This is a genomic window from Micromonospora aridisoli (assembly GCF_056150025.1).
Genome location: NZ_JAXCFK010000014.1, coordinates 14,077 through 38,672, shown reverse-complemented (window position 1 = coordinate 38,672; position 24,596 = coordinate 14,077). Strand labels below are relative to the sequence as shown.

Here is a 24,596-nt window from a genome sequence, read left to right as displayed (position 1 = left end):
CGGTGCCTCGGCAGCCGCCCCGTTGACCGGGAACGGCTCGACCGGGCTGTGGCGACCGGCAGATGGTCAGGCACGGGTTTCGACCTCGTTGACGAACTTGGCCACCAACGCCTGGAAACCCGCCGCGTCATCCAGGAACGGCAGATGCCCCGCCCTCGGCATGATCTCGTAACGGCCATTGGGAAACTTCTCCGCCAGCTCCCGGGCCCCCGTCGGACTCAACAAGACGTCGTCATCGCCGATCACCACCAGCGTCGGCGCCTCGATCCGACCCAACAGATCCGCACTCGTCTCCCCGGTCAACGCCAAATTCAACCCATTGACCAGATCATCCTTCGTCGACAACGCCAGGAAACTCTCCCGCAACCCCAGGAAACCCGGCGCACCCAGCTCCTCGATCATGTCCGCGCCGAACACCTCCGGATACAGGTGCCCGTACAGCGCCGCCATCCCGTGTTGCTCCAACGTCAACAACCACGCCCGCTGCACCTGACGATGACGCCGCATGCCACGAGGACCAAGGGCCGGACCCGCCAACACGATGCCCTTGACCCGGTCCGGATATTTCAACGCCACATCACGCGCCAGCACCGTCGAGATCGACGTCGACAACAAATACGTCTGCTCGATCCCCAACGCATCCAGCAACCCGACGAGATCCTCGACGTGGTCGTCCCATGATGGATACTTCTCCGGATGCGACGACTGCCCGTGACCACACAGGTCATAACTCACGACACGATGGCTGGCAGCCAACTCGTCCGTGAACACCCGCCACGACGGAGTCGTCATGAAGAAATTGTTGAGCGTCGTGATCACCGGCCCCTCACCGGTGGACTCGTAGTACAGCTCAACACCCTCCCGCACCCGAACACGGACCGCGTCCTCGCGATACGTCAGCTCAAGACGCTCAAGAACCTCACCAGCAGACATCACAACCCCCTCGTTCCGTCGATGTGTTGAGCAGCAGGAAGGACGCCGGCGAAGCTGGCGACGACGTCGGCCGCGGACGGCTCGTCCGAAACGGAGCCGCAGGCCGAGCCGCAGTACATCGCCATCTCCTCGATCCGGCCGGTGGTCGCGACCGTGGGCACCGCGGCGCTGAAGCGGGGCACCAGGTACGCGCGGTCCTCGACCACCGTCCGACCAATGAACTTCCTGGGCTGCTTCGGGTCCTCAGTGACCGGCGTGGCCAGCACCCGGTGTCGCCGACCCGGCCAGCCGATCTCGTAGACGTCGGTGATCACCGTGTCGTCACCGTCAGCCGCGCAGACCGCGGCCTTGAAGTGGGAATGGGCCCGCGACTCCCGGGCGACGACGAAGGCCGTTCCCAGCAGCACGCCGTCGGCCCCGGCGGTGACCGCCTGCTCGGCGTCGGCGGGGCAACCGATCCCGCCGGCCGCCACGATGCAGGCGGTGGGCAGTCGGTCTCGCAGTCCCGCGACCAACTCGTCCCGGCGCGAGACTCCGAGCAGGTGCCCGCCCGCTTCGATGCCCTGCGCCACCACGACGGCGCCCCGCTCCGCCGCCAGCACACCGTCCTCGACGGTGCCGACCTGGACCACCAGGGCCCGGCCGGACGCGGCGACCTGCTCGAACACGGCTTCCCCGGGCATACCGAAGAGCGACACGTAGACGTGCGGTGGCGTCTCGGCGAGCACCTGCGCCACCTGACGGGCAAGATCGTCGGGGCCGACCACCTCCGGGATGAGGTTCACGCCCACCGGGCGCGACGTCCCCGCGACCAAGCGGCCCAACATCGCCGACAGGGCCTCGCCCATGAGCTTGTAGCCGCCCACGCAGCCGGCGGCACCCGCGTTGGAGACCGCGCACGCCAGCTCCGTGCCCGCGACCCCGCCCATGCCCGACTGGAGCAGGGCCACGTCGGTGCCGAGTACCGTCGCCACGCTCGACCGCATCAGCCCAGGCTCTCCACTGCGGACAACGCGGCCTCGACGTCGCCGAAGCGTGCCGTCAACGTGTGCACCCAACGCTCGACGCCGAATGCCAGACAACTGGTGTGGGCGGTGTCGTCGCCCGCCTGGATCTCGCACCGCTCACCGAAGAAGTTCCGGTGGTAGTTGACCGAGCCGATGGCGAGGCCGTCGACGACGAACTCCTCCTTGACCGGGAACAGCCGCTGCATCTTCGCCTTGCCGCTGTTCTTGTCGAAGAACGGGTCCGTGGCCACCTCGAGCTTGACCTCCAGGCCGAGTTCGGCCAACAGCGCCAGCACCGCCTCCTTGGCCCGGCCGAGGTGCTGCTTGGCCCCCTCCTCCTGGCCGACGAAGACGATCTCCCGCATGGAGAAGCCGAGCAGCCGCTGCAGGCCGTCGTAGTGGTCCTCGTTGCGGAAGCACGTGCCCAAGGTGGTCCGTACGACTCCCTCGGAGGGCAGCACCGAGCCCGCCAGATCCAGGTAGATCGCGTAGCACGCGGCAGACGGCAGTGCGAACTCGGCTGGCCGCAGCACGTCCGCCGGCACCCGCTCCAACGGCCGGGGCGCCTCGGTAAGCAGTGCACCGACCTGAGCCGGATCGAGCCGAGCGGCCGCCAACCCCAGGTGCGGGAAGTTGTCGTAGTAGTCGAAGGTGTCCAAGTCCCGGGTACGCAGCAGGAACGGGAACCGGAACTCTGCAGCTCCCCAACCGTCCCCCAGTCGCCGGAAAACCGCATCGATCGCCCGCAGCAACCGCAGTTGGGCACCGTCGAGAACCCTCAAGCCGTTGTCGGTCACGGTCGTCATGACGCCGCCTTCTGCTTCAAGAACCGCGCCCCGATCGCGTTGAGTGTGCGGAAGTCGTCGAGGTCCAGTTCCTCGGGGTCGATCGACTCGCCGGTCAGCTCCTCCAGCAGGAAGATGAACTCGACGAAAGCCAGCGAGTTGATCGCACGGCTGTCGATCAGGTCGAGGTCGTCGGCCAGCTGTTCGAGTTTGGGATTGCGGTCCAGGATGAACTCCCGGACCGCCTGCATCGGTTCGGTCCTCACTTGACCAGTTCCCTGCCCACGCCCGCCTTCGTCAGGAAGCTGCGGGTTCGTTTGAGGATCCGCTCGTGTGCCGCGTGTCGGGCGGGATGCTCCAGCGCACGCCGCCGCAGTGCCAACGCGTCCGGAATGCCGGCGTCCCGGTAGGCCGCGGGGTTGTAGAGGGTGGCGATGCTGTACTGCAGGTAGCTCTCCAGGTACTCGGCGATCAGCGGCACCTCGTCCGGGTCGCGCCGGGCCACCTGGCCGAGCAGGTTGGTGAAGATCATCCGCCCGAACGCGACGTGCCTGCTCTCGTCCTGGTGATGCACCCGGTTGATCTCACGGGCGATGTGCGGCAACGACTCGTCGGTGGCCATGTGGGCGTTGTAGTGGTCGACGATCTCCTCGAAGATGAGGATGCGGGCGAACACCACCAGCTCTCGGGCCACCGGTGAGAGGTGTTCCACCGAGTCGGCCTTCAACGTCGGCTGCGCGGGGTACAACTTGCCGCCGTAGCGCAGGCAGAACTGCGCGAAGAACCACATGTGCTCGTTTTCCTCACCGATGAAGTGGTGCAGGAACTCCGAGACGTTCGCGTACGTCCGCTCGTGGATGCGCATCACGACTTCGCTCATCAGCTCTCGGATGCCGTGGATGTTGAGGCTGAAGAAGTTGATGGCCTCGTACCTGGTCAGCGCGATCTGCTGCGCGCGGGTGAGCTCGTCCCACATCGGCGTGCCCGCCAGGGTGGTCAGGCTCTCGCTCATCCAGGGCATGTCGGGCTCGATGGCCTCGGGCCAGTCGAACAACGTGTACGGGTTGTAGTACCCGGACTCGGCCATGTGCTCCAGCCGGTCCAGCTCAAGCTCGATCGGCTCGATCTCTCGTACCGCCACTGCCACTCGTCCTCCCCGATAGGTGGCTCAAGACGTCGCGTTCACCGCGCCGACCGAATGTCGGCACGCGACAGGACTGGTTGCGGCGAACCACATTCGTGATAGCCGAAGGACTCGTTGCCGGATGCGGTGGAGGGGATGACCTTGTTGTAGACCGATCCGAGACACAGTTCCTGGAACTGTTCGGTGTCCGCCGACAGCCGGGCCGCGAGCTGCGCCTTGGCGATGTCGACCATCTTGTACACCCCGTCGTCGTCCTCCACCTCGACGCACGCGTGCGGCAGATCGAGCGCGCCGCCGAGCACCCCGGTGAACCATCCCCGCTTCGCCTCGGCGCGGTACCCCGCGGCGCGGAACCGCTCGGCCAGCAGCAGACTGGCCGCGATGCAGCTCGTCACCCCGAGCTCGTGCACGAGCGCGTAGTCGGCCTGCATCGGCACGGGGATCATCTGCCAGCGATAGCCCGCGTGCAGATAGTCCCGGGTCAACTGCCGCAGGATCGGGGACACCAGGGGCGTACGCGCGCCGGTGGTGGTGACGGTCGCGGCGTACTCCGTCGACCCCTGCCCCGGCGTCAGCGGCGTGGCCCCCTCGACACGACCGCCGAACCGGCCCACGTCGGGCCCCTCCAGCCGCCACGGCGCCGTCCCGGCGCAGTCGTGGCACTCCAGCCGCACCCGGAACGTCCAGGTCTTCGGCCGCAGCAGATCATCGACCGGCCGTCCCGCGAACCGGAACAGCATCCGGAACGCCAGCTCCGGCTGGGTGTTCGACCGGCCCGAGTACATGCCGAGGTTGTAGAGGTCGTTCGGGTCGAAATGACGTACGCCGTCACGGTCCTCTGCCGGCAGGCCGGCGTCGACCAGCCGGTCCACGTCGGCCGGTTCACAGTGCAGCATCTCTCGTGCCACGGACTCCGGCTGGGTCTTGCGGGAGAACTGGACGGGTACGAATTCGATCGCTTCGGCGACCTTTTCCCATGGCGGACACGCGGTCACTTGTTGCTGTGGCACGGACTGCCTCCCAGGCAGATTCAACCGGGCCGTGGACCGGCGTCGGCACCGATCACGACCGCAGAGGAATACGAAGCGCCCGTTGGCGGGCCATCAGTGTGGTTTGCAGCATTCTGCCGGGCCTGACCGGCCCCGCGGAACACCAACGCACGCTACCACCTGTTCGACGGCCCGCCATCTGTTAATTTCGCATATAAGGCTGTGCGCTTCGCACGAGTACGACGATTCATCCGAACTACCGGACGAGCCTCCCGCAGCGTTTGCCAGTAAAGCGCTCCCACACCTCGGCAGATGACGTTTTCGCGTAGAGTCTGACCAGCTCAGACCCGACTCAACGGCTTTGTGGGAGGCCAGCACGACCATCGCCACACGCGCAATCAATGTGGCAGATGTCACACCCGCTGATCGATATCCGACAGGAATGAAGGGCGCGGCAGCGGCCAAGGCGTCCCTTTACAACAGATCTCCGCACGTCGTCGGATGCGAGAACCGACCGCATATTCTGCTTTGCAGGTTGCATGAGCGGACGGGCGCCTTGCCCCTGTTTTACCCGAGCGTCGGATTGTCGACTATAAGCGGAACTGCCGGCGTCTCGTGGACGACACCCGAGGCATGGCCGATGTGCATTCCTCACTGCCGTATTCCGAACGAGCGCCGGTATCGTATGGTGCGGCAGGCGACGCATCCCTTGTTCGGGATGCCGTGCGGCGGGATCCCGAACAAACGGGTCGGCGGTCGCAGTTCATCCAACGAGTCCATCGAGGAGCACAATGCCGCTGGATCGGATACTCCGCAGACTCATCGCGTGGCAGCACGCCGACGGCGCGCCGACCCCGATTCGCGCGATGTCCGTCGAGCGGGCCCGCGAGCGCTACCGGGAGAGCGCCGTACGCCCCGGGCGTGCCGGTGACGCCGCGTACGCCACGGTCGCTGCGGTGGACGAGAAGATCGACAGCACCGACAGCACCTCCATCGGGTCCAGGGTGTACACCCCGGAGTCCGACACCAACCGGGTCGTCACCTACCTGCACGGCGGTGGTTGGGTGACCGGTGACCTGGACACCCACGACTGGGCGTGCCGCATGCTCGCGGCGTCGCTGGGCGCGGTCGTCGTCTCCGCCGACTACCGCAGGGCACCGGAGTTTCCGTACCCGACGCCCTTACACGACGCCATCTCGGCCGTGCGATGGACGAGCCGGGTGTTTCCCGGCCGGGACCACGTTCTCGCCGGCGACAGTGCCGGTGCCCACCTCGCGCTGGGTGCGGCGCTCGACGCCCGTGACAACGAGGCCCCGCACCTCGCCGCGCTGCTGCTGATGTACCCGCCCGTCGACCCCAGCCTGCGGATCGCCTCGGCCGGCCCGCACACCGACGGATACCTGCTCTCCGTCGACGACCTGGCCTGGTGCTACGAGCAGTACCTTCCCGATCCACGTCACCGGAGTCATCCTGCAGTCGACCTGCTGCGCGCAGACCTGCACGGCCTGCCGCCGACGGTGGTCGCCACGGCCGAATTCGACCCGCTGCAGAGCGAGGGGGAGCAGCTGGTCGAGAAACTTCGATCCGTGGGCGTGTCCGTCCACCACGTGCCCGGACCGGGCCTGGTGCACGGCGCCTTCCTCATCCAGGACATCGTGCCCGCGGCGGCGACCAACGCGCAGCAGGTCATCCGCGAACTCGACGCCGTCCTCGGGTCCACCGGCCGCCCGACGCCGAACTGAGCCGTGGGAAACCGGCCCCGGAGAGTCGCCCACGACCGGCGTGCAGGCGCCCTGTACGCCGGCCGCCCGAGCGAGCACGTCACACCCCGACCGGTCCCCGCCGCCACGACCGCAGCGCCTCGACGACGCTCGAATCGCAGTCGGCGTAGACCGCGTTAAGCTCGCCGCCAAGGAACAGCCGGCGCATCTCCGGACGCCTGACCTTCCCACTCGTGGCGCGTCGGACGCCGCCACGGCGCAGCAGGACCGTCCCGCCGGGGCGGACACCGAACTCACGGGTGAGAGTCAGGGCGATCTCGGCGGCCAGCTCACGCAGACGACTCTCGGCGGGACGCCCGTTGACCTCGGACACCACGATCAGCGCGTTGCCGGAGCCAGGCTCGCGGGACGGCACCGTGAACACCGCGCCGATGATTCCCAGCCCTGGGTGGCGTGCCCGCAACGTCCGCTCGATCTCCTGCGGGTAGAGGCAGCGTCCGGCAACGGCGAGCAGTTCGGCTCTCCGCCCGGTCACGTACAGCTCGCCCTCGTGCAGGGTGCCGAGGTCCCCCGTACGGACGTAGCCGTCGACGGTGAACGTCGGATCGGCGACGTCGTCGCGCCAGTAGCCGCTGGACACGCTGGGACCGCGTACCCAGATCTCCCCGACGGCCCCGGCGGGCAAGGGCCCGCCGGTGGTCGGATCGGCGATCAGCACCTCGACGTCGCGCGGCGTGCCACAGCTGACCACACCGTGGCCCGCCGCGGAGGGGACGAAGCGCTGCTGCTCCAGCGCATGCTCGTCCACCCTGGTCACGACCGCCTCGCGGAACGGGTCAGCGGAGACGAACAGCGTCGCCTCGGACAGGCCGTAGCACGGGACGACCGCGTCGTGGCGAAGTCCCGCCGGAGCGAACCGCTTTCCGAACGCCTCCAGCGTCTCGGCGTGCACCCGCTCCGCCCCGTTCGCAGCGATCCGCCACCGGGACAGGTCCAGCCCGGCCACCTGGTCGTCGGTGATCCTGGCGCGACACATCTCGAAGGCGAAGTCCGGGGCCACCGAGGTGTGGACGTCGTACTTGTCGATCATGCGTAGCCAGTGGTGCGGGTTCCTGATGAAGGCGGCGGGTCGCATCAGCACGCAGCCACCGCCCACCAGCAGGGCAGGCAACAGGTGGCCGAAGAGGCCCATGGCCTGATGCAGCGGGACCCAGCCGCCGAGCCTGGTTCCGGTGGTCAGCCTGCCCACTCGGCGCTGGCTCTCCACGCTGTGCAGGAGGTTGCCGTGGGTGACCAGCACTCCTCGGGGCTCGGCCGTCGTGCCCGAGGTGTAGTGGATGATCGCGAGGGTCTCGTGGTCCGGTTCGGCCGGAGACCACGAGTCGGCAACCGGCACGAGATCGCCGTCGGTGGCCACCAGGGGCACGTCGGTCAGCCCGATCGCCCGGGCCCACTCCGTGACGGCCGGACGGCTGGCGGTGTCGGTCAGGACCGTCGACACCGCGGCGTTCTCCGCGATACGTCTCGCCCTCGACCGTTCGTGGGGATACCGCCTCGGCGGCGGTGCCGGAACCGCCACCATCCCGGCGTAGAGGCAGCCGACGAGGGCTGCGGCGAAGTCGAAGCCGGTCGGATACAGCAGCAGCACCCGGTCGCCGGCCGGACGGTGGGCCTGAAGCCACGCCGCGACCCGTCTTGCCTCGGCGTCCAGTTGCGCGAACGACCAACGCAGGTCGCCGTCCTCGCGCTCCGGGTCGTCGATCAGAATCAGCGCGGTGCGATCCGGACTCGAACGGGCGTGCTCGCGGATCGCCGCGGCGGCGCTCGCGGTGCGCGACAAATCCATCATTGCCCCGGTTTCCTCTCCCCGCGGTGTGGACAATTCCCCCACATGCCGCCAACAGGCGAAGAATCCCTGCTATGCGCGGCTGGCATCGACGCCGGTGAGCCATCCAGGGGGCCGTTGACAGTGCTGATAATCGCATACCCCCGGTATTAGAAGAGCAGTAGGAGACGCTGCCGAGACTCCCTCAACGGTCGCCGGCACGCTATGCCGGCGACCGCGAGGATCCCCCGGCAGAAATCGCGAACGCCACCGCCGACACCCCGGTAGCCGGAAGTCTCGATAACCGTACGGAAAGCTTCCGTAAAGCAATCAGACAAGATGTGTACGAGTACCGCACCGGCAGGCGGCTGACCGCATCACGCGGAGTGGTCAGATCCAGTGCGACTCTCTGGCGATCCGCAGCGCGTCGATGCGGTTGCGGGCCTTGAGCTTCGTCACGACCGACGACAGGTAGTTGCGCACGGTTCCCTCGGAGAGACGCAGCCGAGCCGCGATCTCGCCGACCGTGTCCCCATGGTTGACGTAGCTCAGTACGGAGAGTTCGCGTGGGGTGAGTGGGCAACCCCCGTTGCCCAGGGCGGCCACCGTCAACTCCGCGTCGAACACCCGTTCACCCAGGTGGATACGCCGGATGGCGTCGAAGAACTGGCGCGGCGGGACATCGCGCTGCACCAGGCCCGCGATCTCTCCCGCGAATGCCCGCCGCACGACGGGCCGGGTGAACGACGTCGCGAGCAGCATGCTCCGACACCCCGGGATGCTCGCCACCTTCTCGGCGAACGCGACCGCGTCGCTCTCCTCGCGCTGAAAGCTGATGATGACGACGTCGGGCCTGTGCAGCTCGGCGAACTCCAATGCGTCCAAATAGTTACTCATGGATCCGACGACACGGATCTCCTCTTCCTGCGCCAACAGGGCAGTGAGCGCGAAACGGGACAGATGCAGAACGTCGGACACCAGAACGTCGATTGCCACTTATTCCCTCCAGACGGTTCCCCGACCGCGCCGTTGGGGGCCCAGCGCGCACGCTCGACGTCATAATGTCACACGCGTACGAAAATCGAAAGGTCGATATCCGACACCCCACCGACGTGGGAATTGCTCCCGCTGCGGACATTCGATGGATCAAGATTGCCGCAGGCGCAACAGTGTCAAATTCGCGATAGCTCCTGTCCTCGCACGAATCGGACCAGGCGGCTGTCAAGATCACGACCACGCTCGACCTTATGCGGTCGGTTGAGCCGCGCTATGCTGCGTTGTTTGACTGCGGGAACCAGACCGCCCGAGGCGGCGGTTAACAATCGTTGATCCGCATGTGTCCTGGGGACACCGGCGCTCAGCCGGACCCGGAGCCGTTGTCGGATGTCCAGGGTGCCCGCGCGGCGAGATCATGTGCCGTCGCGGCAGGCTGCCCGCTGCGGCCGTCGGACGGGTCCTCACCCACCTCGGCGAGCAGTGCCGCCGGCGCCCGCATCCGCCACGCGTCGGTGATCAGCTCCTCGAGCCGGTCGACGGTGACCGCCGCCAGGCGCACCATCACCAGAGGAAGCCCGTCGTAGGCGGGCGTGGTGAAGAACAGTGCCGGCTCACCGAGGAGCAGCGCCTGCTTCTCAGCCTCGTCGCCCACGTACAGCACGGCGATGTCGGTGCGGATGATCCGCGGCCTGCCCGGTTGACGCTCGGGGTAGGACCAGACGAAGCCCTTGTCCGCCACCCGGAAGTCGAAGCCCTCGCTATCGATCTCCACGGCGTGCGGTAACGCCAGGGCCAACCGACGAACGTCCCCGGCGTCAACCATCGACTCTCCCCCCGAACACCGGACGCGCCATACGGAGAGGCTATCCGTCGACTGCGACATCCCAGTCGCGTCGGCCACGTCACCTGCCCGCGGACTTGTCGCTTGCCGGCTTCCTCCGAGGCATGACACCGCGTAGAACTGCCTCCATGGTCAGCGCCGAGGAACTGCCCGCCCTGTCCGCCGCCGAGGTGCTCGCTGCCCGCATCGCCGACATCGTCGGCGCAGCCACCCGGTCGGTGATCCTGTACGGATCCCTGACCGGCGGTGGGTTCCGCGCCGGCCGCAGCGACATCGACCTGCTCACCGTCGTGGCCGACAACCTCAGCGCTCCGCAGGCAGCCGCCCTCGAACGCATGGTCCGGCAGGCGGGTGCCGGCACCGCCGTCGGCATCGACCTGCACATCGTCATGGCGCAGGTCGCCCGGGCACCCGGCCCGGTGCCACCTCTTGAGGCACACCTCGGCCGCCACGACGGATCGTCCGTCGCCTACGAGGCCGAACGTCAGGTGGCGGAATATCCGGATCTGCTCGCCGAGCTGTCCATGGCGCGTGCCAACGGACGCACCCTCCGGGGGGCCGCACCCGATGAGGTGATCGCGCCGGTGCCGGCTGACTGGATCATCGACCGGGCCAGGCACTGGTTGCTGAGCTGGCGGGCCCGCACCGACGACGCCGAGAACGCTGCCTTCATGGTGCTGACCGCCTGCCGGATGTGGCACTTCTCGGTCGAGCGGGTGCACAGCTCCAAGGCCCAGGCGGCACAGTGGGCACTCGGCCGGCGACCCTCGCTGTCCGTCATCCGGCAGGCTGTCCAGCAGTACCAGCACGATCCCACCGGCAACATCGACGAGCACGGCATAGCCGAACTGCTCGACACCGTGCTGCGCGAGACCACCACCGACGGCGGGTGGCGGATCGGTGGTCTGGGTCAGACGGCCATCGAGGTCGTCGACGGCTCCGTCGAGGTGGTCTCCGAGGGGCGGTGGAGGAAGTTCGGGTCGTAGCCGCCCGACACCCTCGCCCCTTCTCCGCGCCCTCGCCGCTCCCCGACGCCCTCGCCGCTTCCTGGCGGCCTCCCGACGAATAGACCAGTGATGATCGGGCACATGTTCCGCACCGGAGGCGTCCCGGTACAGCCGGCACGAGCGGCAGCGGCGCACGGCTGGGGCGGAGGGGTGGTGGTGACGTTGACCGCGGAGGAGTTCCGGCGGCGCATGCGGCTACGGGCCAGGCGGGCGGCTGTCCTCGGAATGGTGCTCGCCGCGGCGGTCGCGGCGCTGCTGGTGCCGGGCCAGGCACGGCTGCCGATGACCGTGCTGGCGGCGGCGGCCGGCGCGGCGCTGGGCTATCTGGCGGCGCGTGGGCTGTCCCGAGGATGACGTCGGCTGCGGAGACGGCGGCGGCCCACCGCGTCGTCGTACGCAGCGGGCCGTCGGGTGCCGGTGGGCCTTCGTGCTCAGCCGGCCGTCGTGCTCAGCGGGACAGGGCCTTCTCAAGTTCCGCCTTCGACATCGACGAGCGGCCCTTCACGCCCCGCTTCTTCGCCTCGTTGTACAGCTGTTCCTTGGTGCGTCCGCCGGCCCCACGGTGCGAGCGCTTGCCACCCCGGTGACCGGACGACACGTCGTCCACCGAGGACCGGCTGGCGGTCCGTGACTCCCCGGAGCGGGCCCGCTCCTTGTTCACCGTACGGGCCGCGATCTCCTCGGCCCGGCTGGTGGAGACGCCGCGCTTCTTGGCGCTCGCCTTGATGTGCTCGTACTGCCGTTCTCTCTTCGGGCTGGATCCTGCGGGCATGGCCTGCCTCCCTCCACCGACAGTGTTCGGTGGTCAGGTGCCCTGCACCCGGGGGGTCGAAACGCCGGGGCCGGCGCAGCGGACGCGGAAGCGGCGGGGCGGACGTGTCTCCGCCCCGCCGCTCCCGGCTGCCGGTGCCTCAGGAGGTGAACTTGTCCAAGGCCACCTCGATGGCGCCGCTGTCCGGTTGGGCGTACGCCTTCATGGTCTCCTTGTTGTAGGAGATGAAGCTCGGGCAGCGCACCGCCGGGGCGTTGACCCGCCCGCCCTCGCCGATCTTCTCGCCGGTCTTGGCGGCGTAGAAGGTCAGCGTGTAGCGCGAGGAGACGTAGTCGACCGTGACCTGCTTGTCGTCGCGGTCCTTGTACTGGCACTTCCGGGGGCTGCCCTCGCTGCCCTGCTCGAAGGTGAGGCAGCCGACGACCGAGACCGACGCCCAGTCCGCGGTCTTGGCGTAGTACGGCTTGTCGAAGCCGACCGACTTGCTCAGCCAGGACTCCGGACGCTCCGGGGAGTTGGCGAAGGTGTAGACCTTGGTGCCCTTCGCGCCGGTGTACGGGGCGGCGTTGAGGATCGGGCTGCCTTCGCACACGGCGGACATGTCGCTGGAATTGCGGGCCGTCACCGCGTTGTTGTTGTCCGGCTGTTCCTCGGCAGGCGGCACGATCGACGGTGCGTCGCTCGGAGCGGCGGGCACGCTGCTCTGCGGTCCCGCCACCGGCGTCGGATCGTCGTCGTCGCCGAGCAGGAAGAAGCCGACGACGCCGCCGCAGGCGACGAGCACCGCCATCACGGCGGCACCGATTCCCAGACCGAGCCAGAGGCCCTTGTTCGAGGACTTCGTCGGCTGAACGCCGTACGGCGGAGGCGGAGGCGGCACCGGCGCTCCGTACGGCGAGGGGTAGCCGGGCGCGCCGGGCTGGCCGACCGGGGACCCGGGCGGAAGCGGCTGACCGACCGGAGAGCCCGGCGGAACCGGCGGACCGACCGGGGAGCCCGGCGGTGTGCCCCAGGGGGCTGCGTTCGGATCCGGCTGCTGCCCGCCGTACGGAGGGTGGCTGTCACTCATCTGATGCCCTTGTCAAAGTCGAGAGGTTCGCTGGCAGATGATCAGAGTCAGGGTAGTGAGCAGCGCAAGTCGGCACGCCATCGCCTCCCGACCACCGCTCGGACGACCGACGTCGGACGGCGGTCGCCGTGTGCCGGGCGCGGTGTGCCGGCGGCGCGCGACGGTCACGGTGTGCCGGCGGCGCACGGCGGGTACCTACCGGACACCGGAGAGGAGGACGACATGACCACCGACCCCAGGTACACGCCGATCGCGCTCACCGCGAACGGGAAGCTGATCGACGATGAGGGCGACACCGACACCGGCACCGGAAGCGGCACCGGCGAACTGGTCGGCGCGGACGACGCGGCGGCCGACGCCGTACGGGCCGGCGCCGACATCGACCTGAGCGCAGCACGACGGAACGGCGATCCGACGCCCGTCGGGGCCGCCGATGCCGAAGCCGACCGGCGACGGGCTGCCGGCGAGGACTGAGCCGGACCGACGCCTCGTGCGGCCCCGGGACGGTGTCCCGGGGCCGCGGCACGTCCAAGGCTTCGATGTATCGAAATATTGCGTCATCGTTTCGAAGCATCGTAGGCTGCCGTGGGAGCGCTCCCGGTTCCTCGTCCGGTGTCGCCGGAGTGCCGTGCCCCCACCACCACGACCAGATTGCGATGGTCCACCATGAAGCATCCCCCACGCCGCCTGCGACGCCTGCTGGTCGCGGCCGGCGCCGTCGGCGCGCTGACCCTCGGCGCGCTCACGGCCCTGCCCACCACCAACGCGATGGCCGCGACCGGCTGCTCCGTGACCTACACGACGAACAGCTGGTCCGGCGGGTTCACCGCGAGCGTCACCATCACCAACCTCGGCGACGCGGTCAACGGCTGGACCCTCGGCTTCAGCTTCCCCGACAGCGGTCAGCGACTCAGCCAGGGCTGGTCGGCCACCTGGAGCCAGAGCGGCAGCGCCGTCACCGCGCAGAGCATGAGCTGGAACGGTTCGCTCGCCACCGGCGCCAGCACCAACATCGGCTTCAACGGCAGCTTCACCGGCGCCAACCCGTCGCCACGGTCGTTCAGCCTCAACGGCACGGTGTGCACCGGCTCGACCACGCCCACCACTCCCCCGCCGCCCACCACGCCGCCGCCGACCACTCCTCCGCCCACCACTCCCCCGCCCGGTGGACAGACCCCGGTAGCGATCAACGGGCAGCTCCGGGTCTGCGGGGTCAATCTCTGCAACCAGTACGGCCGGCCGATCCAGTTGCGCGGCATGAGCAGCCACGGCATCCAGTGGTTCGGCAACTGCTACAACAGCGCCTCGCTCGACGCCCTCGCCACCGACTGGCGCTCCGACCTGTTCCGCATCGCCATGTACGTGCAGGAGCAGGGCTACGAGACCAACCCGACCGGGTTCACCAACCAGGTCAACAACCTCGTCGAGGAGGCCACCCGGCGCGGGATGTACGCAATGATCGACTTTCACACGTTGACGCCCGGCGATCCGATGTACAACCTGGAGCGGGCCAAGACCTTCTTCGCCGCCGTCTCGGCCCGGCACGCCGCGAAGAACAACGTGATCTACGAGATCACCAACGAGCCCAACGGCGTCAGCTGGTCCACCATCAAGAACTACGCCGAGCAGGTCATCCCGGTCATCCGGGCCAACGATCCGGACGCCGTGATCATCGTTGGCACCCGCGCCTGGTCCTCACTGGGCGTCTCCGAGGGAGCCAACCACACCGAGATCGTCAACAACCCGGTGAACGCCAGCAACATCATGTACGCGTTCCACTTCTACGCCGCGTCGCACAAGGACAACTACCGGGCCGAGGTGGAGCGGGCGGCCGCCCGGCTGCCGCTGTTCGTCACCGAGTTCGGCACGGTGGACTACACCGGTGACGGGGGCGTCGATCTGACCAGCAGCGCCCAGTGGCTCGACCTGCTCGACCGGCTGAAGATCGGTTACGCCAACTGGACCTTCTCCGACAAGGCCGAGGGCAGTGCGGCGTTGCGGCCGGGCACCTGCAACGGCAGCACCTACACCGGCACCTCGGTGCTCACCGCCTCCGGGGCGTTCATGCGCGATCGCATCCGCACCCCGGACAACTTCCCCACCAGCTGATCCGAACGCACCACCACCACGCGGCCCCGGCGGGTACCCCGCCGGGGCCGCACTGGTGCCTGGTCAGGACACCTAGTGCGGCGGCGGTTGGCACCCGGGCACCGGCCCGATCAGTGAGTCGGCCGGCCCGGTGGAGCCCGCCCGGTACTCCTGTAGCGGCACCGTGCCGGCCTTCCAGGCGTCCAGCACCGGCTCCACGATGCGCCAGCACTCCTCGGCGACGTCGCCGCGCACCGACAGCGTCGGATCACCCTCGAAGGCGCCGCGCAGCACCTCTCCGTACGCGGGCAGATCGCCGGGACCGAAGTCCGCCGCCAGCTCCACCTGTTCCAACTCGAAGGGATTTCCCGGCCCGTTGATGTTGAGGTCCAGGCCGAGCCGGTCCGGGCCGAAGCCGATCCGGAGCCGGTCGGGCCCTTCGTAGCCGATCAGGCCGTCGGGCACCCGGGGCGGCTGCTTGAAGGTGATGATCGCCTCCTTCCGTACGGCGGCCATCGCCTTGCCGGAGCGGAGCCGGAAGGGCACCCCCGCCCACCGCCAGTTATCCACCATGACCGTCAGCTCCGCGAACGTCTCCGTGCCCCGCGCGGGATCGACGCCCGGTTCGTCGGCGTAGTTCGGCAACGATCGTCCGCCCACCTCTCCCGCGACGTACCGGGCCCGCCGGCTGGCCACCGCCGGATCGTCCCGCCACAGCCGGGTGGCCCGTAACACCTGCGCCTTGCGGCCCCGCACCTCCTCGGCCCGCAGGGTCGGTGGCGGATCCATGGCGAGCAGGGCCAGCACCTGGAGCAGGTGGGACTGCACCATGTCCACCAGCGCGCCGGCACCGTCGTAGTAGCCCGCCCGCCCCTCCAGCCCGAGAGTCTCGTCGAAGACGATGTCCACGCAGGCCACGTGCGCGGAGTTGAGCACCGGCTCGAAGATCCGGTTGGCGAAGCGCAGGCCGAGCAGGTTGAGTACGGTCGACTTGCCCAGGAAGTGGTCGATGCGGTGGACCTGGTCCTCGGGCACGAGGGTGGCCAGCAGGTCGTTGAGCGAACGAGCGGAGATCCGGTCGACGCCGAAAGGCTTTTCCAGCATCAGCCGGGTGCCGGGCGGCACGCCGATGCGGGCCAGCGCGGCGGCCGAACGGGCGGTCACCAGCGGCGGCAACGCGAAGAAGATCACCAAGGGTCCGGTGCAGTCGCGCAGCAGCCGCCGCAGGTCGTCCTCGCGCGTCACGTCGGCGACCAGGTAGCGCGTCTCGCGGATCACCTCGGACTCCGCCGCACCCACCGCACCGACCGCGCCGAAGGAGTCGGCCACCCGCCGGCGCCACCGTTCGTCGTCCCAGCCGTCCATGCCACTGCCGATCAGGCGCAACCCGGGCACGGCCCCACTGGCCACCAACCGACCCAGGCCGGGCAGCAACAGCCGCCCGGTCAGGTCGCCGCTGGCACCGAGGACCAGCAGGGTCTGCGGTACGCCGGAGGTGGCGGGTCTTCCGGGGGCAGCTGCGGGTGCGCTGGTTGCCGACGTCGTCATGCCACCACCATGCCCTGTCCGGGCGACCGACAGACACCGGACCCCCGTGGACTCGCCGGCTCTTCGCGTACCGCGCCCGGGTCCGTGCGGATCGTGACAGGTGCCGTGTCGGGCTGGCGAGCGGATCTTCGTGTGGCAGTCTGGTCTCACCGCCGGCCGGACGAGGCCGGCGGCGTGCCGACCCTGCGAGGAGACGATCGATCCGATGGCTGCGGACGTCACCAGCACCGACGAGTGGCAGGCCCTGCGCAAGCACGCCGACGAGATCCGCGGGACGCACCTGCGGGAGCTGTTCGCCACCGACCACGACCGGGGCCGACGCCTGACGGTCGAGGTGGGCGACCTCTACGTCGACTACAGCAAGAACCTCGTCACCGACGAGACGTTGCGGCTGCTGACCGCCCTGGCCGAACGGGTCGGACTCGCCGACCGGATCGCCGCCATGTACACCGGTGCCCACATCAACGGCACCGAGGACCGTGCGGTGCTGCACACCGCGCTGCGGCTGCCCCGGGACGCCACGCTGACCGTCGACGGACAGGACGTGGTGGCCGACGTGCACGCCGTGCGGGAACGGATGGCCGAGTTCGCCGAGAAGGTACGCTCCGGCCAGTGGCGCGGGCACACCGGCGAACGGATCCGCACCGTGGTCAACATCGGCATCGGCGGCTCCGACCTCGGCCCGGTGATGGCGTACGAGGCGTTGAAGGCATACCGCGACGGCGGTCTGAGCTGCCGTTTCGTCTCGAACATCGACCCCACCGACATCCACGACACCACCGCCGACCTGGATCCGGCCACCACCCTGTTCGTGGTGGTGTCGAAGACCTTCTCCACTCAGGAGACCCTGGCCAACGCCGAGCAGGCACGCCGCTGGCTGCTGGCCGGCCTCGACGCCGACGCCGACGCGGTGGCCCGCCACTTCGTCGCGGTCAGCACCAATGCCCAGCGGGTGGCGGACTTCGGCATCGACCCGGCCAACATGTTCGGCTTCTGGGACTGGGTGGGCGGTCGGTACTCACTGCCCTCGGCGGTGGGCCTGTCGGTGATGCTGTCCATCGGACCGGCCCGCTTCGACGAGATGCTCGCCGGCTACCACGCCGTGGACGAGCACTTCCGCACCGCTCCGCTGGCCGAGAACGCACCGGTGCTGCTCGGCCTGCTGAACGTCTGGTACACCAATTTCCTGGGCGCCCAGACCCACGCGGTGTTGCCGTACTCGCAGTACCTGCACCGGTTCCCCGCCTACCTCCAGCAGTTGACCATGGAGAGCAACGGCAAGTCGGTACGCACCGACGGGCGGACCGTGTCGTACGACACCGGCGAGATCTTCTGGGGCGAGCCCGGCACCAACGGCCAGCACGCCTTCTACCAGCTGCTGCACCAGGGCACCCGGCTGGTGCCGGCGGACTTCATCGGGTTCAGCGAGCCCAACCACGACATCGGCGACATGCACGACCTGTTCATGTCGAACTTCTTCGCCCAGACCGCGGCGCTGGCCTTCGGCCGGACCGCCGAGCAGGTCGCGGCCGAGGGCACCGCACCGGAACTGGTGCCCCACCGGGTGATGGCCGGCAACCATCCGACCACGTCGATCGTGGCCGACCGGCTCACCCCGGCCACGCTCGGCCAACTGGTCGCCCTCTACGAGCACATCGTGCTCACCGAGGGCTCGATCTGGGACGTCAACCCGTTCGACCAGTGGGGCGTCGAGCTGGGCAAGGTGATGGCCAACCAGCTCGCCCCGCTGCTCACCGGCGACCGGGCGGACCTGGACGGCGTCGACTCCTCCACCGCAACCCTGATCCGCCGCTACCGCGCCCAGCGCCACCGGGACTGAGCAGGGTTCGGTACTCCCGGGCCGGCTGCCAGGCGTGCCTGGCGGTCAGCCCGGGGCCGGCCGGTTCCTACGCGCTCGGGGGGCGACGCCCAACCACTCGCCGAGCCGACGGCGGATCCGGCCGCGACGATATCCGCCGTGCACCGCTCCGGTCGGTGGTGCCTCGGACAGCGATCCCGACCCGGGTGCCGCCGGGGCCGGCCTGGTCAGGAGCGCGGCGCTCCACCGGGCGACCAACGACTCGGTGACACGCGGTGCCAGGCGGTGTGCGACCAGCGCCAGGTGTGCGACCACCCCCGTTGTCGCCTGCCTGCGCGGGCGGCGAGCGCACGCGAGGATCTTGGCGGCTAGTCGCTCCGGTGCGTACGCGGGAGGGATGGCGCGCAGTTGGCGACCCGAGTGGTTGGCGGCCCGCTTGAAGAAGGGCGTGTCGACCGGCCCCGGTAGCACGAGGCAGACCCGGATCCGAGGATGACCGGCGACGGCCTGCTGAAGGTTCAAGGCGAGGCCCCGGATGGCAAACTTGCTCATGGAGTAGAGCGGGACCAGCGGGTTGGGGAACAGCGACAGCAACGACCCGACGAGCACGAGGGTCCCGTTGCCCTGCGCCTGGAAGGTGGCCAGGGCGGCGCGGGCGCAGAGCGCGACGCCGAACACGTTGGTGTCGACCAGCCGACGAAGCTCGTCCACCGACTCAGCGCCCAGCGGCCCGGCAATGCCGACGGCCGCCGCCTCCACCCATACGTCTATCCGCCCGAACCGCCGCACCGCCGACCGGGCCAGTCGCTCGACGGCCGCCGGGTCCGCGATGTCGGTCGGCACCACCAGCACCTGCCCGCCTCGTGCCCGGCAGTCGTGTGCCACCCCTGCGAGGGCCTCCTGGCTGCGCGAGGCGAGCACCAATCGGGCCCCCTCAGCGGCGAAGGCCAACGCGGTCGCGCGGCCGATTCCGCTCGACGCTCCCGTGATCAGCACCACGGCGTCACGGAAGGTCCTACGCCTGACCATCACACCTCCCGCAACGCGGCAACCCCGACATGGACCATCTACCCGTGGACGAACCGATCACTCCCAAGAGCGCCAGGCCGACGGTGACAGCGGGCCGGTGGTTCAGGCCACGAGGAGACGGAGACCGAGTTCGGCCGCGTCGAGGGCAGCGAGTTCGCGGTTGCGGTCGGTCCACCGGCCCGAGGCGAGGTCTTCGTGGAGCTTGTTCACGGCCCGTTGCTCGGCCTGCGGCCCGACTCTGGTCCAGACCGACACCGCGCGGCGCACGTGCTCGTCCAGGTACGCCTCGGGTCTGCGCCAGTAGGCCTCGAAGAAGCCGTCAGCGCAGTCCCACGGGATGAGCACCGGCTCCATGCGGGCCCCGATCGCGTGGGCCAGCCGGTCCACCGAAGGGCGGCCGGCTACCAGGCCGGCGACCTCGGGCAGATAGTCGCGGGTGAGCCAGAACCGGTGACGCCAGCCGGTGTCGCTGGCGTCGTGGGTGAACACCACCACGCGGCGGGCCACGCGCCGCATCTCGCGCAGCCCGGCGATCGGGTCGTGCCAGTGGTGAACGGTGCTGAAGGCCATCGCCGCGTCGAAGGACCGATCCTCGAACGGCAGGCTCTCCGCGGCGGCGGCCACACACGGCGCCGCGCCCGCGGGACGTTGTGCCCGCATGACCGCCGACGGTTCCACCGCCGTGACATCACGGTCGGGGGGTTCGTAGGAGCCGGTGCCGGCCCCGACGTTCAGTACCGTCCGTGCGTCACCGAGGGCGTCCCAGACGCGCGCGGCGATCCGCGGCTCGGTGCGGCGCGTCGCCGGGTACGCGGATCCGATGGACTCGTATAACTGCGCACCGAACGCTGTCAGTTGTTCCTCGGGTGTGATCCTGATCCCCATCGCCCGCGCCTCCAGTTCCCTGTCTATGGCCGTCACCATGGCAGCGGAGCGGTCGCGCTGCTCCGACAACAGAACGCGCAGCCGGTGCAGGTGTGCCACCGCGTCGATGGTCGGGTCGTCGACCAGGTTCGCGATCTCCCGCAATCCGAACCCCAGCCGTCGATAGGCGAGCACCTCCCGCAGTCGCTCCACATCACCCGCCGAGTAGGCCCGGTGCCCGGCAGAGGTCCGCGCGGACGGCCGCAGCAGGCCGATCTCGTCATAGTGATGCAGCGTGCGGACGGTCACGCCGGCCAGCACGGCCACCCGTCCCACGGTCAGGTTCTCCCCCACGCCACGACTATGTGGCATCACGCCACGTCAGGGGCAAGCCCTCCGCTCCTGGCAGGTCTTCGACGGTTCGGCATTGGCTATGGTGGCCGGTGACCCGTGCCGTCGACGACGAGGACCGCGATGACCCCGATCGACGATGACGTCGCCCTCGACTCGGCGGTGGATCCGCTGGTCCTCGCATTGGACATCGGATCCACCGCCACCCGTGGCGGCGTGCACGACGCGTCGGGCCGACGGGTCCAGGGGTTGCAGTACAAGGTGCCGCACGCCTTCACGGTCGCGCCCGACGGCACCTCGGTCATTGACCCCGACCAGGTGACCGCCGAGGTGGAGCAGGTCCTCGACACCGTTGCCGGGGATCCGGAGCTGGGCAGCCGGATCGCCGGTGTCGCGATGGACACCTTCGCCGCCTCGCTGATCGGGGTCGACGCGGCCGGACGGCCGCTCACTGCCTGCCTGACCTACGCCGATTCCCGCAGCGCCGACGCGGTCGCGGCGTTGCGGGAGGAACTCGACGAGCAGGCGGTGCAGCAGCGCACCGGCACCCGCCTGCACACGAGCTATCATGCCCCGCGCCTGCGCTGGCTCGCGGCCGCGCAGCCGCGCGTCTTCGCCGGTGTCACCCACTGGTGGTCCCTTGGCGAGTACGTCCTGGCCCGGCTGGTCGGGCACCCACTGGCCGGAACCTCCACGGTGGCGTGGAGCGGCCTGCTCGACCGGCGCAGCGGTGAACTCGACGCCGAGTTGCTCGCCGCCGGGGGTATCGGCCCCGAGCAGCTCTCCGCGCCGCGCGACGCGGCGGAGCCGGTCGCTTCGGTGGCCCCGGCGCGTTGGCCCGCGCTCGCTCGGGCGGCCTGGTTTCCGGTCATCACCGACGGCCTGGCCAGCAACATCGGCTCCGGGGCGACCGACGCCACCGTGCTGACGGCGGCGACCTCCACCAGCGGCGCGCTGCGGGTACTGCTCGACGGCCCGGCCGACCCCCTTCCGTTCGGGCTGTGGAACTACCGGGTCGACGCGGAACGCACGCTGCTCGGCGGAGCGATCAACGATGTCGGCCGCTCCATCAGCTGGGCGCAGCACACGTTGCGCCTCAGCCCCGAGTTCACGAACGCGCTCACCGCGCCACCGAGTGACGCCACACCGCTGGTGTTGCCGTACCTCACCGGTGAACGCGCGCCCGGCTGGGCCGGCGAGGCCCGCGCCGTGCTCGGCGGGGTGTCGGCCGCCACGGACGCCGACACGCTGTTCCGCGGGATCGTCGAGGGCGTGGCCATGACCTACGCGCGCGTCGCCGACGAACTGCGTCCCGCCGCGCCGGACGTCGTGGAGGTCGCGGCGGCGGGCCGGGTCAGCAACGACCATCCCGAGTGGCTCCAGATCCTCGCCGACGTGCTCGGGCGACCCGTCACACACGTCACCCGTCGGCGCGCCACGCAGCGCGGAACGGCACTGCTCGCACTCGACGTCCTGGCACCCGACGTCCCCCGCGCGGCCCGGGCCACCGGTACGACGTACGAGCCCCGACCCGCCCACGTCGAGCACTACGCCGAACGGCGCGCGCGGTTCGCCGCCGTGTACGACGCGCTCGTGCGCCGCTGAAGAACCACCGCCGTCGCTGCGGCGTCGGTCGTTCGGTTGGCTTTCGGTCCCTTCTGGCCCAATGGGTCATGTGCGGGTGCCCGGGCTTCCCCCCGTTGTCCGGGTACCCGCGTCCACAGAGGCGACCGAGGAGGAGCAGCGCATGGGCAGCACCATCCAGGATCTTCCCGCACCGGCACCAGATCTGATGGCGGTGCGCGCCGACGACACCCGACTGCTGGAGCAGACCCTCTTCGAGGTGAAGCGGGTCATCGTGGGCCAGGACCGGCTGGTGGAGCGACTCCTGACCGCGCTGCTCGCCAGGGGGCACTGCCTGCTCGAAGGGGTGCCCGGGGTGGCCAAGACCCTCGCCGCGGAGACCCTCGCCACCGCGGTGGGCGGCAGTTTCGCCCGGATCCAGTTCACCCCCGACCTGGTGCCGTCGGACATCCTCGGCACCCGGATCTACCGGGCCTCGAAGGAGAGCTTCGACGTCGAACTGGGGCCGATCATGGCCAACCTGGTCCTTGCCGACGAGATCAACCGGGCTCCGGCGAAGGTGCAGTCGGCGCTGCTGGAGGTGATGGCCGAGGGACACGTCTCGCTCGGCGGGCGGACGTACCCGGTGCCGACCCCGTTCCTGGTGCTGGCAACGCAGAACCCGATCGAGTCCGAGGGGGTCTACCAGCTTCCCGAGGCCCAGCGGGACCGGTTCCTCATGAAGATCGTCGTCGACTACCCCACCGACGACGAGGAGCTGGGCATCCTCTACCGGATGGGCACCGGCACGCCGGCCGCCCGGCCGGTGCTGGATCCGGCCCGGCTGGTGGCGTTGCAGGCCCGCGCCCGTGAGGTGTTCGTCCATCACGCCCTGGCCGAGTACGTCGTACGGCTGGTGCTGGCCACCCGGGACCCCCGCCGGTTCGAGCTTCCGGACGTGGCGGCGCAGCTGGCCTACGGTGCCAGCCCTCGCGCCACGCTCGGCCTGGTCGCCGGGGCGCGGGCCCTGGCACTGCTGCGCGGCCGCGACTACGTGCTCCCCGCCGACGTTCGGGAGATCGCCGCCGACGTGCTCGCTCACCGGCTGGTGCTCTCCTTCGACGCGGTGGCCGACGACGTCGACCCACGCGATCTGGTGCGGCGCGTCGTCGAGGCGGTGCCGCCACCACAGATCGCCCCCGCCCAGGAAGACCAGGGTCCGGGCCTGGGGGCGGCGGCATGAACGGGAGCGCGAGCAGCGTCGGGCAGCTGGCACCGCAGCGGCGGCTGCGCCGGCTGGAACTGACCATCACCCGCCGCCTCGACGGGCTGCTGCACGGGCAGCACCTGGGCCTGCTGCCGGGACCGGGCAGCGAGGCGGCCGGCAGCCGGGAGTACCGCCCCGGCGAGGACGAGGTACGACGGATGGACTGGTCGGTGACGGCGCGGACGACCGTGCCGCACGTGCGTACCCTCGACGCCGACCGGGAGCTGACCACCTGGACCCTGGTCGACGCGACGCCCAGCATGGACTTCGGCACCGCCGAGCTGGAGAAGCGGGAGCTGGCGGTGGCGGCCGTCGCCGCGGTGGGCTTCCTGACCGCCGGCTCCGGCAACCGGCTCGGCGCGCACGTGCTCGGCGACGCCGGAGTACGCCGGTTTCCCGCCCGCACCGGCCGGCCCCACCTGCTCGGCCTGCTGCGCACCCTGCTGGAGGTGCCGCGTGGCCGACCGGCCAGCGACCCGGTGCCACTGGCCGAGGCCATCGACGGGCTACGCCGGTCGGCCGGACGACGCGGGCTGGCGGTGGTCGTCTCGGACTTCCTGGACGGTCTGCCCGACGAGGGCGTGGCCGGCGCCGCGGGCGCGCCCCCGGACTGGGAACGGCCGCTGCGACGGTTGGCCGCGCGACACCAGGTGCTCGCGGTCGAGGTCCGCGACCCACGCGAGCTGGAGTTGCCCGACGTCGGCCTGATCACCCTGCTCGACCCGGAGAGCGGACGACGACGCGAGGTCTCCACCGGCAGCCGTCGGCTGCGCGACCGCTATGCGGCGGCCGCCGCCGCACAACGACTGGCCGTGGCCCGCGCGCTGCGCCGGGCCGGCGCGGCGCACCTGCCACTGAGCACCGACCGGGACTGGATCGCCGACATCGTCCGGCACGTGCACGCCCAGCGCCGACTGGCTCGGGCGACCCGACCCACGAACGGAGGAGCCGCGTGACGAGGCGGCAGCGAGGGGACCA

Annotated in this window: 22 protein-coding genes and 1 pseudogene; 9 read left to right on the top strand and 14 right to left on the bottom strand. The window is 69.8% G+C overall.

What is annotated here, in order from left to right; translation table 11 throughout:
* Nucleotides 1-66: 66 nt before the first annotated feature.
* Genes SM447_RS25150 through SM447_RS25125 form a run of 6 tightly spaced genes read right to left on the bottom strand, consistent with a single transcriptional unit; the run spans nucleotide 67 to nucleotide 4,879 of the window.
* On the bottom strand, nucleotides 67-933 hold the full coding sequence (locus SM447_RS25150; RefSeq protein ID WP_474575337.1) for an alpha/beta fold hydrolase: 867 nt from the start codon (nucleotides 931-933) through the stop codon (nucleotides 67-69).
* A complete protein-coding gene (locus SM447_RS25145) occupies nucleotides 933-1,919 on the bottom strand; it encodes an NAD(P)H-dependent flavin oxidoreductase (protein ID WP_474575336.1) in 987 nt (328 codons plus the stop codon). Before SM447_RS25145 ends, SM447_RS25150 begins: the two co-directional genes overlap by 1 nt.
* Nucleotides 1,919-2,746 carry a class-II aminoacyl-tRNA synthetase family protein gene (locus tag SM447_RS25140; RefSeq protein ID WP_474575335.1) on the bottom strand — a complete coding sequence of 276 codons (828 nt, stop codon included), beginning with the start codon at nucleotides 2,744-2,746 and terminating at the stop codon, nucleotides 1,919-1,921. The genes SM447_RS25145 and SM447_RS25140 overlap by 1 nt, the downstream gene beginning before the upstream one ends.
* Nucleotides 2,743-2,991, bottom strand: coding sequence for a phosphopantetheine-binding protein (locus SM447_RS25135; RefSeq protein ID WP_474575334.1), 249 nt, complete (start codon nucleotides 2,989-2,991; stop codon nucleotides 2,743-2,745). Before SM447_RS25135 ends, SM447_RS25140 begins: the two co-directional genes overlap by 4 nt.
* A complete protein-coding gene (locus tag SM447_RS25130; protein WP_474575333.1) occupies nucleotides 2,988-3,866 on the bottom strand; it encodes a diiron oxygenase in 879 nt (292 codons plus the stop codon). The genes SM447_RS25135 and SM447_RS25130 overlap by 4 nt, the downstream gene beginning before the upstream one ends.
* A gap of 41 nt (nucleotides 3,867-3,907) precedes the next feature.
* Nucleotides 3,908-4,879: a hypothetical protein gene (locus tag SM447_RS25125; RefSeq protein ID WP_474575332.1), complete on the bottom strand. Its 972-nt coding sequence runs from the start codon at nucleotides 4,877-4,879 to the stop codon at nucleotides 3,908-3,910.
* A gap of 845 nt (nucleotides 4,880-5,724) precedes the next feature.
* Here SM447_RS25125 and SM447_RS25120 point away from each other — a divergent pair.
* Nucleotides 5,725-6,600: an alpha/beta hydrolase gene (locus SM447_RS25120; RefSeq protein WP_474575331.1), complete on the top strand. Its 876-nt coding sequence runs from the start codon at nucleotides 5,725-5,727 to the stop codon at nucleotides 6,598-6,600.
* Between the two features lie 79 nt (nucleotides 6,601-6,679).
* Here SM447_RS25120 and SM447_RS25115 read toward each other — a convergent pair whose 3' ends face one another.
* The 3 genes and pseudogenes from SM447_RS25115 to SM447_RS25105 form a co-directional block, all read right to left on the bottom strand.
* Complete coding sequence (locus tag SM447_RS25115; RefSeq protein ID WP_474575330.1) at nucleotides 6,680-8,428, bottom strand: fatty acyl-AMP ligase; 1,749 nt, start codon at nucleotides 8,426-8,428, stop codon at nucleotides 6,680-6,682.
* A gap of 366 nt (nucleotides 8,429-8,794) precedes the next feature.
* Nucleotides 8,795-9,400, bottom strand: a complete 606-nt coding sequence (locus tag SM447_RS25110; RefSeq protein WP_474575329.1) for a response regulator transcription factor — start codon at nucleotides 9,398-9,400, stop codon at nucleotides 8,795-8,797.
* Between the two features lie 469 nt (nucleotides 9,401-9,869).
* Nucleotides 9,870-10,223, bottom strand: a pseudogene (locus tag SM447_RS25105) (MmcQ/YjbR family DNA-binding protein); the annotation flags it as partial.
* Nucleotides 10,224-10,369: 146 nt separating this feature from the next.
* Between SM447_RS25105 and SM447_RS25100 the strand changes: the two are divergent.
* Both SM447_RS25100 and SM447_RS25095 read left to right on the top strand, forming a co-directional pair.
* Nucleotides 10,370-11,227 (top strand): aminoglycoside adenylyltransferase domain-containing protein, encoded by an 858-nt coding sequence (locus SM447_RS25100; RefSeq protein WP_474575328.1) that lies wholly within the window; start codon nucleotides 10,370-10,372, stop codon nucleotides 11,225-11,227.
* 102 nt (nucleotides 11,228-11,329) lie between these two features.
* Entirely contained in the window at nucleotides 11,330-11,602 is a 273-nt protein-coding gene (locus SM447_RS25095) for a hypothetical protein (RefSeq protein ID WP_474575327.1), read from the top strand.
* A gap of 94 nt (nucleotides 11,603-11,696) precedes the next feature.
* Here SM447_RS25095 and SM447_RS25090 read toward each other — a convergent pair whose 3' ends face one another.
* Together SM447_RS25090 and SM447_RS25085 are read right to left on the bottom strand one after the other, a co-directional pair.
* Nucleotides 11,697-12,020, bottom strand: a complete 324-nt coding sequence (locus tag SM447_RS25090; protein ID WP_474575326.1) for a plasmid stabilization protein — start codon at nucleotides 12,018-12,020, stop codon at nucleotides 11,697-11,699.
* A 139-nt stretch (nucleotides 12,021-12,159) separates the two neighbouring features.
* The gene (locus SM447_RS25085) at nucleotides 12,160-12,900 is read right to left on the bottom strand and encodes a flagellar basal body-associated FliL family protein (protein WP_474575325.1); all 741 of its coding nucleotides are present in this window, start codon (nucleotides 12,898-12,900) and stop codon (nucleotides 12,160-12,162) included.
* A gap of 411 nt (nucleotides 12,901-13,311) precedes the next feature.
* On the opposite strand from SM447_RS25085, the gene SM447_RS25080 reads away from it, so the two are divergent.
* Complete coding sequence (locus SM447_RS25080; RefSeq protein WP_474575324.1) at nucleotides 13,312-13,563, top strand: hypothetical protein; 252 nt, start codon at nucleotides 13,312-13,314, stop codon at nucleotides 13,561-13,563.
* 192 nt (nucleotides 13,564-13,755) lie between these two features.
* Nucleotides 13,756-15,198: a cellulase family glycosylhydrolase gene (locus SM447_RS25075; protein WP_474575323.1), complete on the top strand. Its 1,443-nt coding sequence runs from the start codon at nucleotides 13,756-13,758 to the stop codon at nucleotides 15,196-15,198.
* A 72-nt stretch (nucleotides 15,199-15,270) separates the two neighbouring features.
* Here SM447_RS25075 and SM447_RS25070 read toward each other — a convergent pair whose 3' ends face one another.
* Nucleotides 15,271-16,725 (bottom strand): glucose-6-phosphate dehydrogenase, encoded by a 1,455-nt coding sequence (locus tag SM447_RS25070; protein ID WP_474575322.1) that lies wholly within the window; start codon nucleotides 16,723-16,725, stop codon nucleotides 15,271-15,273.
* A gap of 205 nt (nucleotides 16,726-16,930) precedes the next feature.
* Between SM447_RS25070 and pgi the strand changes: the two genes are divergently transcribed.
* Complete coding sequence (gene pgi, locus SM447_RS25065) at nucleotides 16,931-18,565, top strand: glucose-6-phosphate isomerase (protein ID WP_474575321.1); 1,635 nt, start codon at nucleotides 16,931-16,933, stop codon at nucleotides 18,563-18,565.
* Nucleotides 18,566-18,610: 45 nt separating this feature from the next.
* On the opposite strand, the gene SM447_RS25060 is transcribed toward pgi, so the two are convergent.
* Nucleotides 18,611-19,573: an SDR family NAD(P)-dependent oxidoreductase gene (locus SM447_RS25060; RefSeq protein WP_474575320.1), complete on the bottom strand. Its 963-nt coding sequence runs from the start codon at nucleotides 19,571-19,573 to the stop codon at nucleotides 18,611-18,613.
* A gap of 102 nt (nucleotides 19,574-19,675) precedes the next feature.
* Entirely contained in the window at nucleotides 19,676-20,791 is a 1,116-nt protein-coding gene (locus SM447_RS25055) for a MerR family transcriptional regulator (RefSeq protein ID WP_474575319.1), read from the bottom strand.
* 120 nt (nucleotides 20,792-20,911) lie between these two features.
* On the opposite strand from SM447_RS25055, the gene SM447_RS25050 reads away from it, so the two are divergent.
* The 3 genes from SM447_RS25050 (at nucleotide 20,912) to SM447_RS25040 (ending at nucleotide 24,574) form a co-directional block, all read left to right on the top strand.
* Nucleotides 20,912-22,393 carry a gluconokinase gene (locus tag SM447_RS25050; protein ID WP_474575318.1) on the top strand — a complete coding sequence of 494 codons (1,482 nt, stop codon included), beginning with the start codon at nucleotides 20,912-20,914 and terminating at the stop codon, nucleotides 22,391-22,393.
* Nucleotides 22,394-22,535: 142 nt separating this feature from the next.
* Entirely contained in the window at nucleotides 22,536-23,594 is a 1,059-nt protein-coding gene (locus tag SM447_RS25045) for an AAA family ATPase (RefSeq protein WP_474575317.1), read from the top strand.
* Nucleotides 23,591-24,574, top strand: coding sequence for a DUF58 domain-containing protein (locus SM447_RS25040; RefSeq protein WP_474575316.1), 984 nt, complete (start codon nucleotides 23,591-23,593; stop codon nucleotides 24,572-24,574). The genes SM447_RS25045 and SM447_RS25040 overlap by 4 nt, the downstream gene beginning before the upstream one ends.
* Nucleotides 24,575-24,596 lie beyond the last annotated feature (22 nt).

Coding starts and splice junctions, on each gene's coding strand:
- pgi (WP_474575321.1), top strand. CDS start 16,931: ATGGCTGCGGACGTCACCAGCACCGACGAGTGGCAGGCCCTGCGCAAG.
- SM447_RS25100 (WP_474575328.1), top strand. CDS start 10,370: ATGGTCAGCGCCGAGGAACTGCCCGCCCTGTCCGCCGCCGAGGTGCTC.
- SM447_RS25075 (WP_474575323.1), top strand. CDS start 13,756: ATGAAGCATCCCCCACGCCGCCTGCGACGCCTGCTGGTCGCGGCCGGC.
- SM447_RS25060 (WP_474575320.1), bottom strand. CDS start 19,573: ATGGTCAGGCGTAGGACCTTCCGTGACGCCGTGGTGCTGATCACGGGA.
- SM447_RS25145 (WP_474575336.1), bottom strand. CDS start 1,919: ATGCGGTCGAGCGTGGCGACGGTACTCGGCACCGACGTGGCCCTGCTC.
- SM447_RS25050 (WP_474575318.1), top strand. CDS start 20,912: ATGACCCCGATCGACGATGACGTCGCCCTCGACTCGGCGGTGGATCCG.
- SM447_RS25120 (WP_474575331.1), top strand. CDS start 5,725: ATGTCCGTCGAGCGGGCCCGCGAGCGCTACCGGGAGAGCGCCGTACGC.
- SM447_RS25150 (WP_474575337.1), bottom strand. CDS start 933: ATGTCTGCTGGTGAGGTTCTTGAGCGTCTTGAGCTGACGTATCGCGAG.
- SM447_RS25090 (WP_474575326.1), bottom strand. CDS start 12,020: ATGCCCGCAGGATCCAGCCCGAAGAGAGAACGGCAGTACGAGCACATC.
- SM447_RS25045 (WP_474575317.1), top strand. CDS start 22,536: ATGGGCAGCACCATCCAGGATCTTCCCGCACCGGCACCAGATCTGATG.
- SM447_RS25080 (WP_474575324.1), top strand. CDS start 13,312: ATGACCACCGACCCCAGGTACACGCCGATCGCGCTCACCGCGAACGGG.
- SM447_RS25070 (WP_474575322.1), bottom strand. CDS start 16,725: ATGACGACGTCGGCAACCAGCGCACCCGCAGCTGCCCCCGGAAGACCC.
- SM447_RS25140 (WP_474575335.1), bottom strand. CDS start 2,746: ATGACGACCGTGACCGACAACGGCTTGAGGGTTCTCGACGGTGCCCAA.
- SM447_RS25040 (WP_474575316.1), top strand. CDS start 23,591: ATGAACGGGAGCGCGAGCAGCGTCGGGCAGCTGGCACCGCAGCGGCGG.
- SM447_RS25095 (WP_474575327.1), top strand. CDS start 11,330: ATGTTCCGCACCGGAGGCGTCCCGGTACAGCCGGCACGAGCGGCAGCG.
- SM447_RS25115 (WP_474575330.1), bottom strand. CDS start 8,428: ATGATGGATTTGTCGCGCACCGCGAGCGCCGCCGCGGCGATCCGCGAG.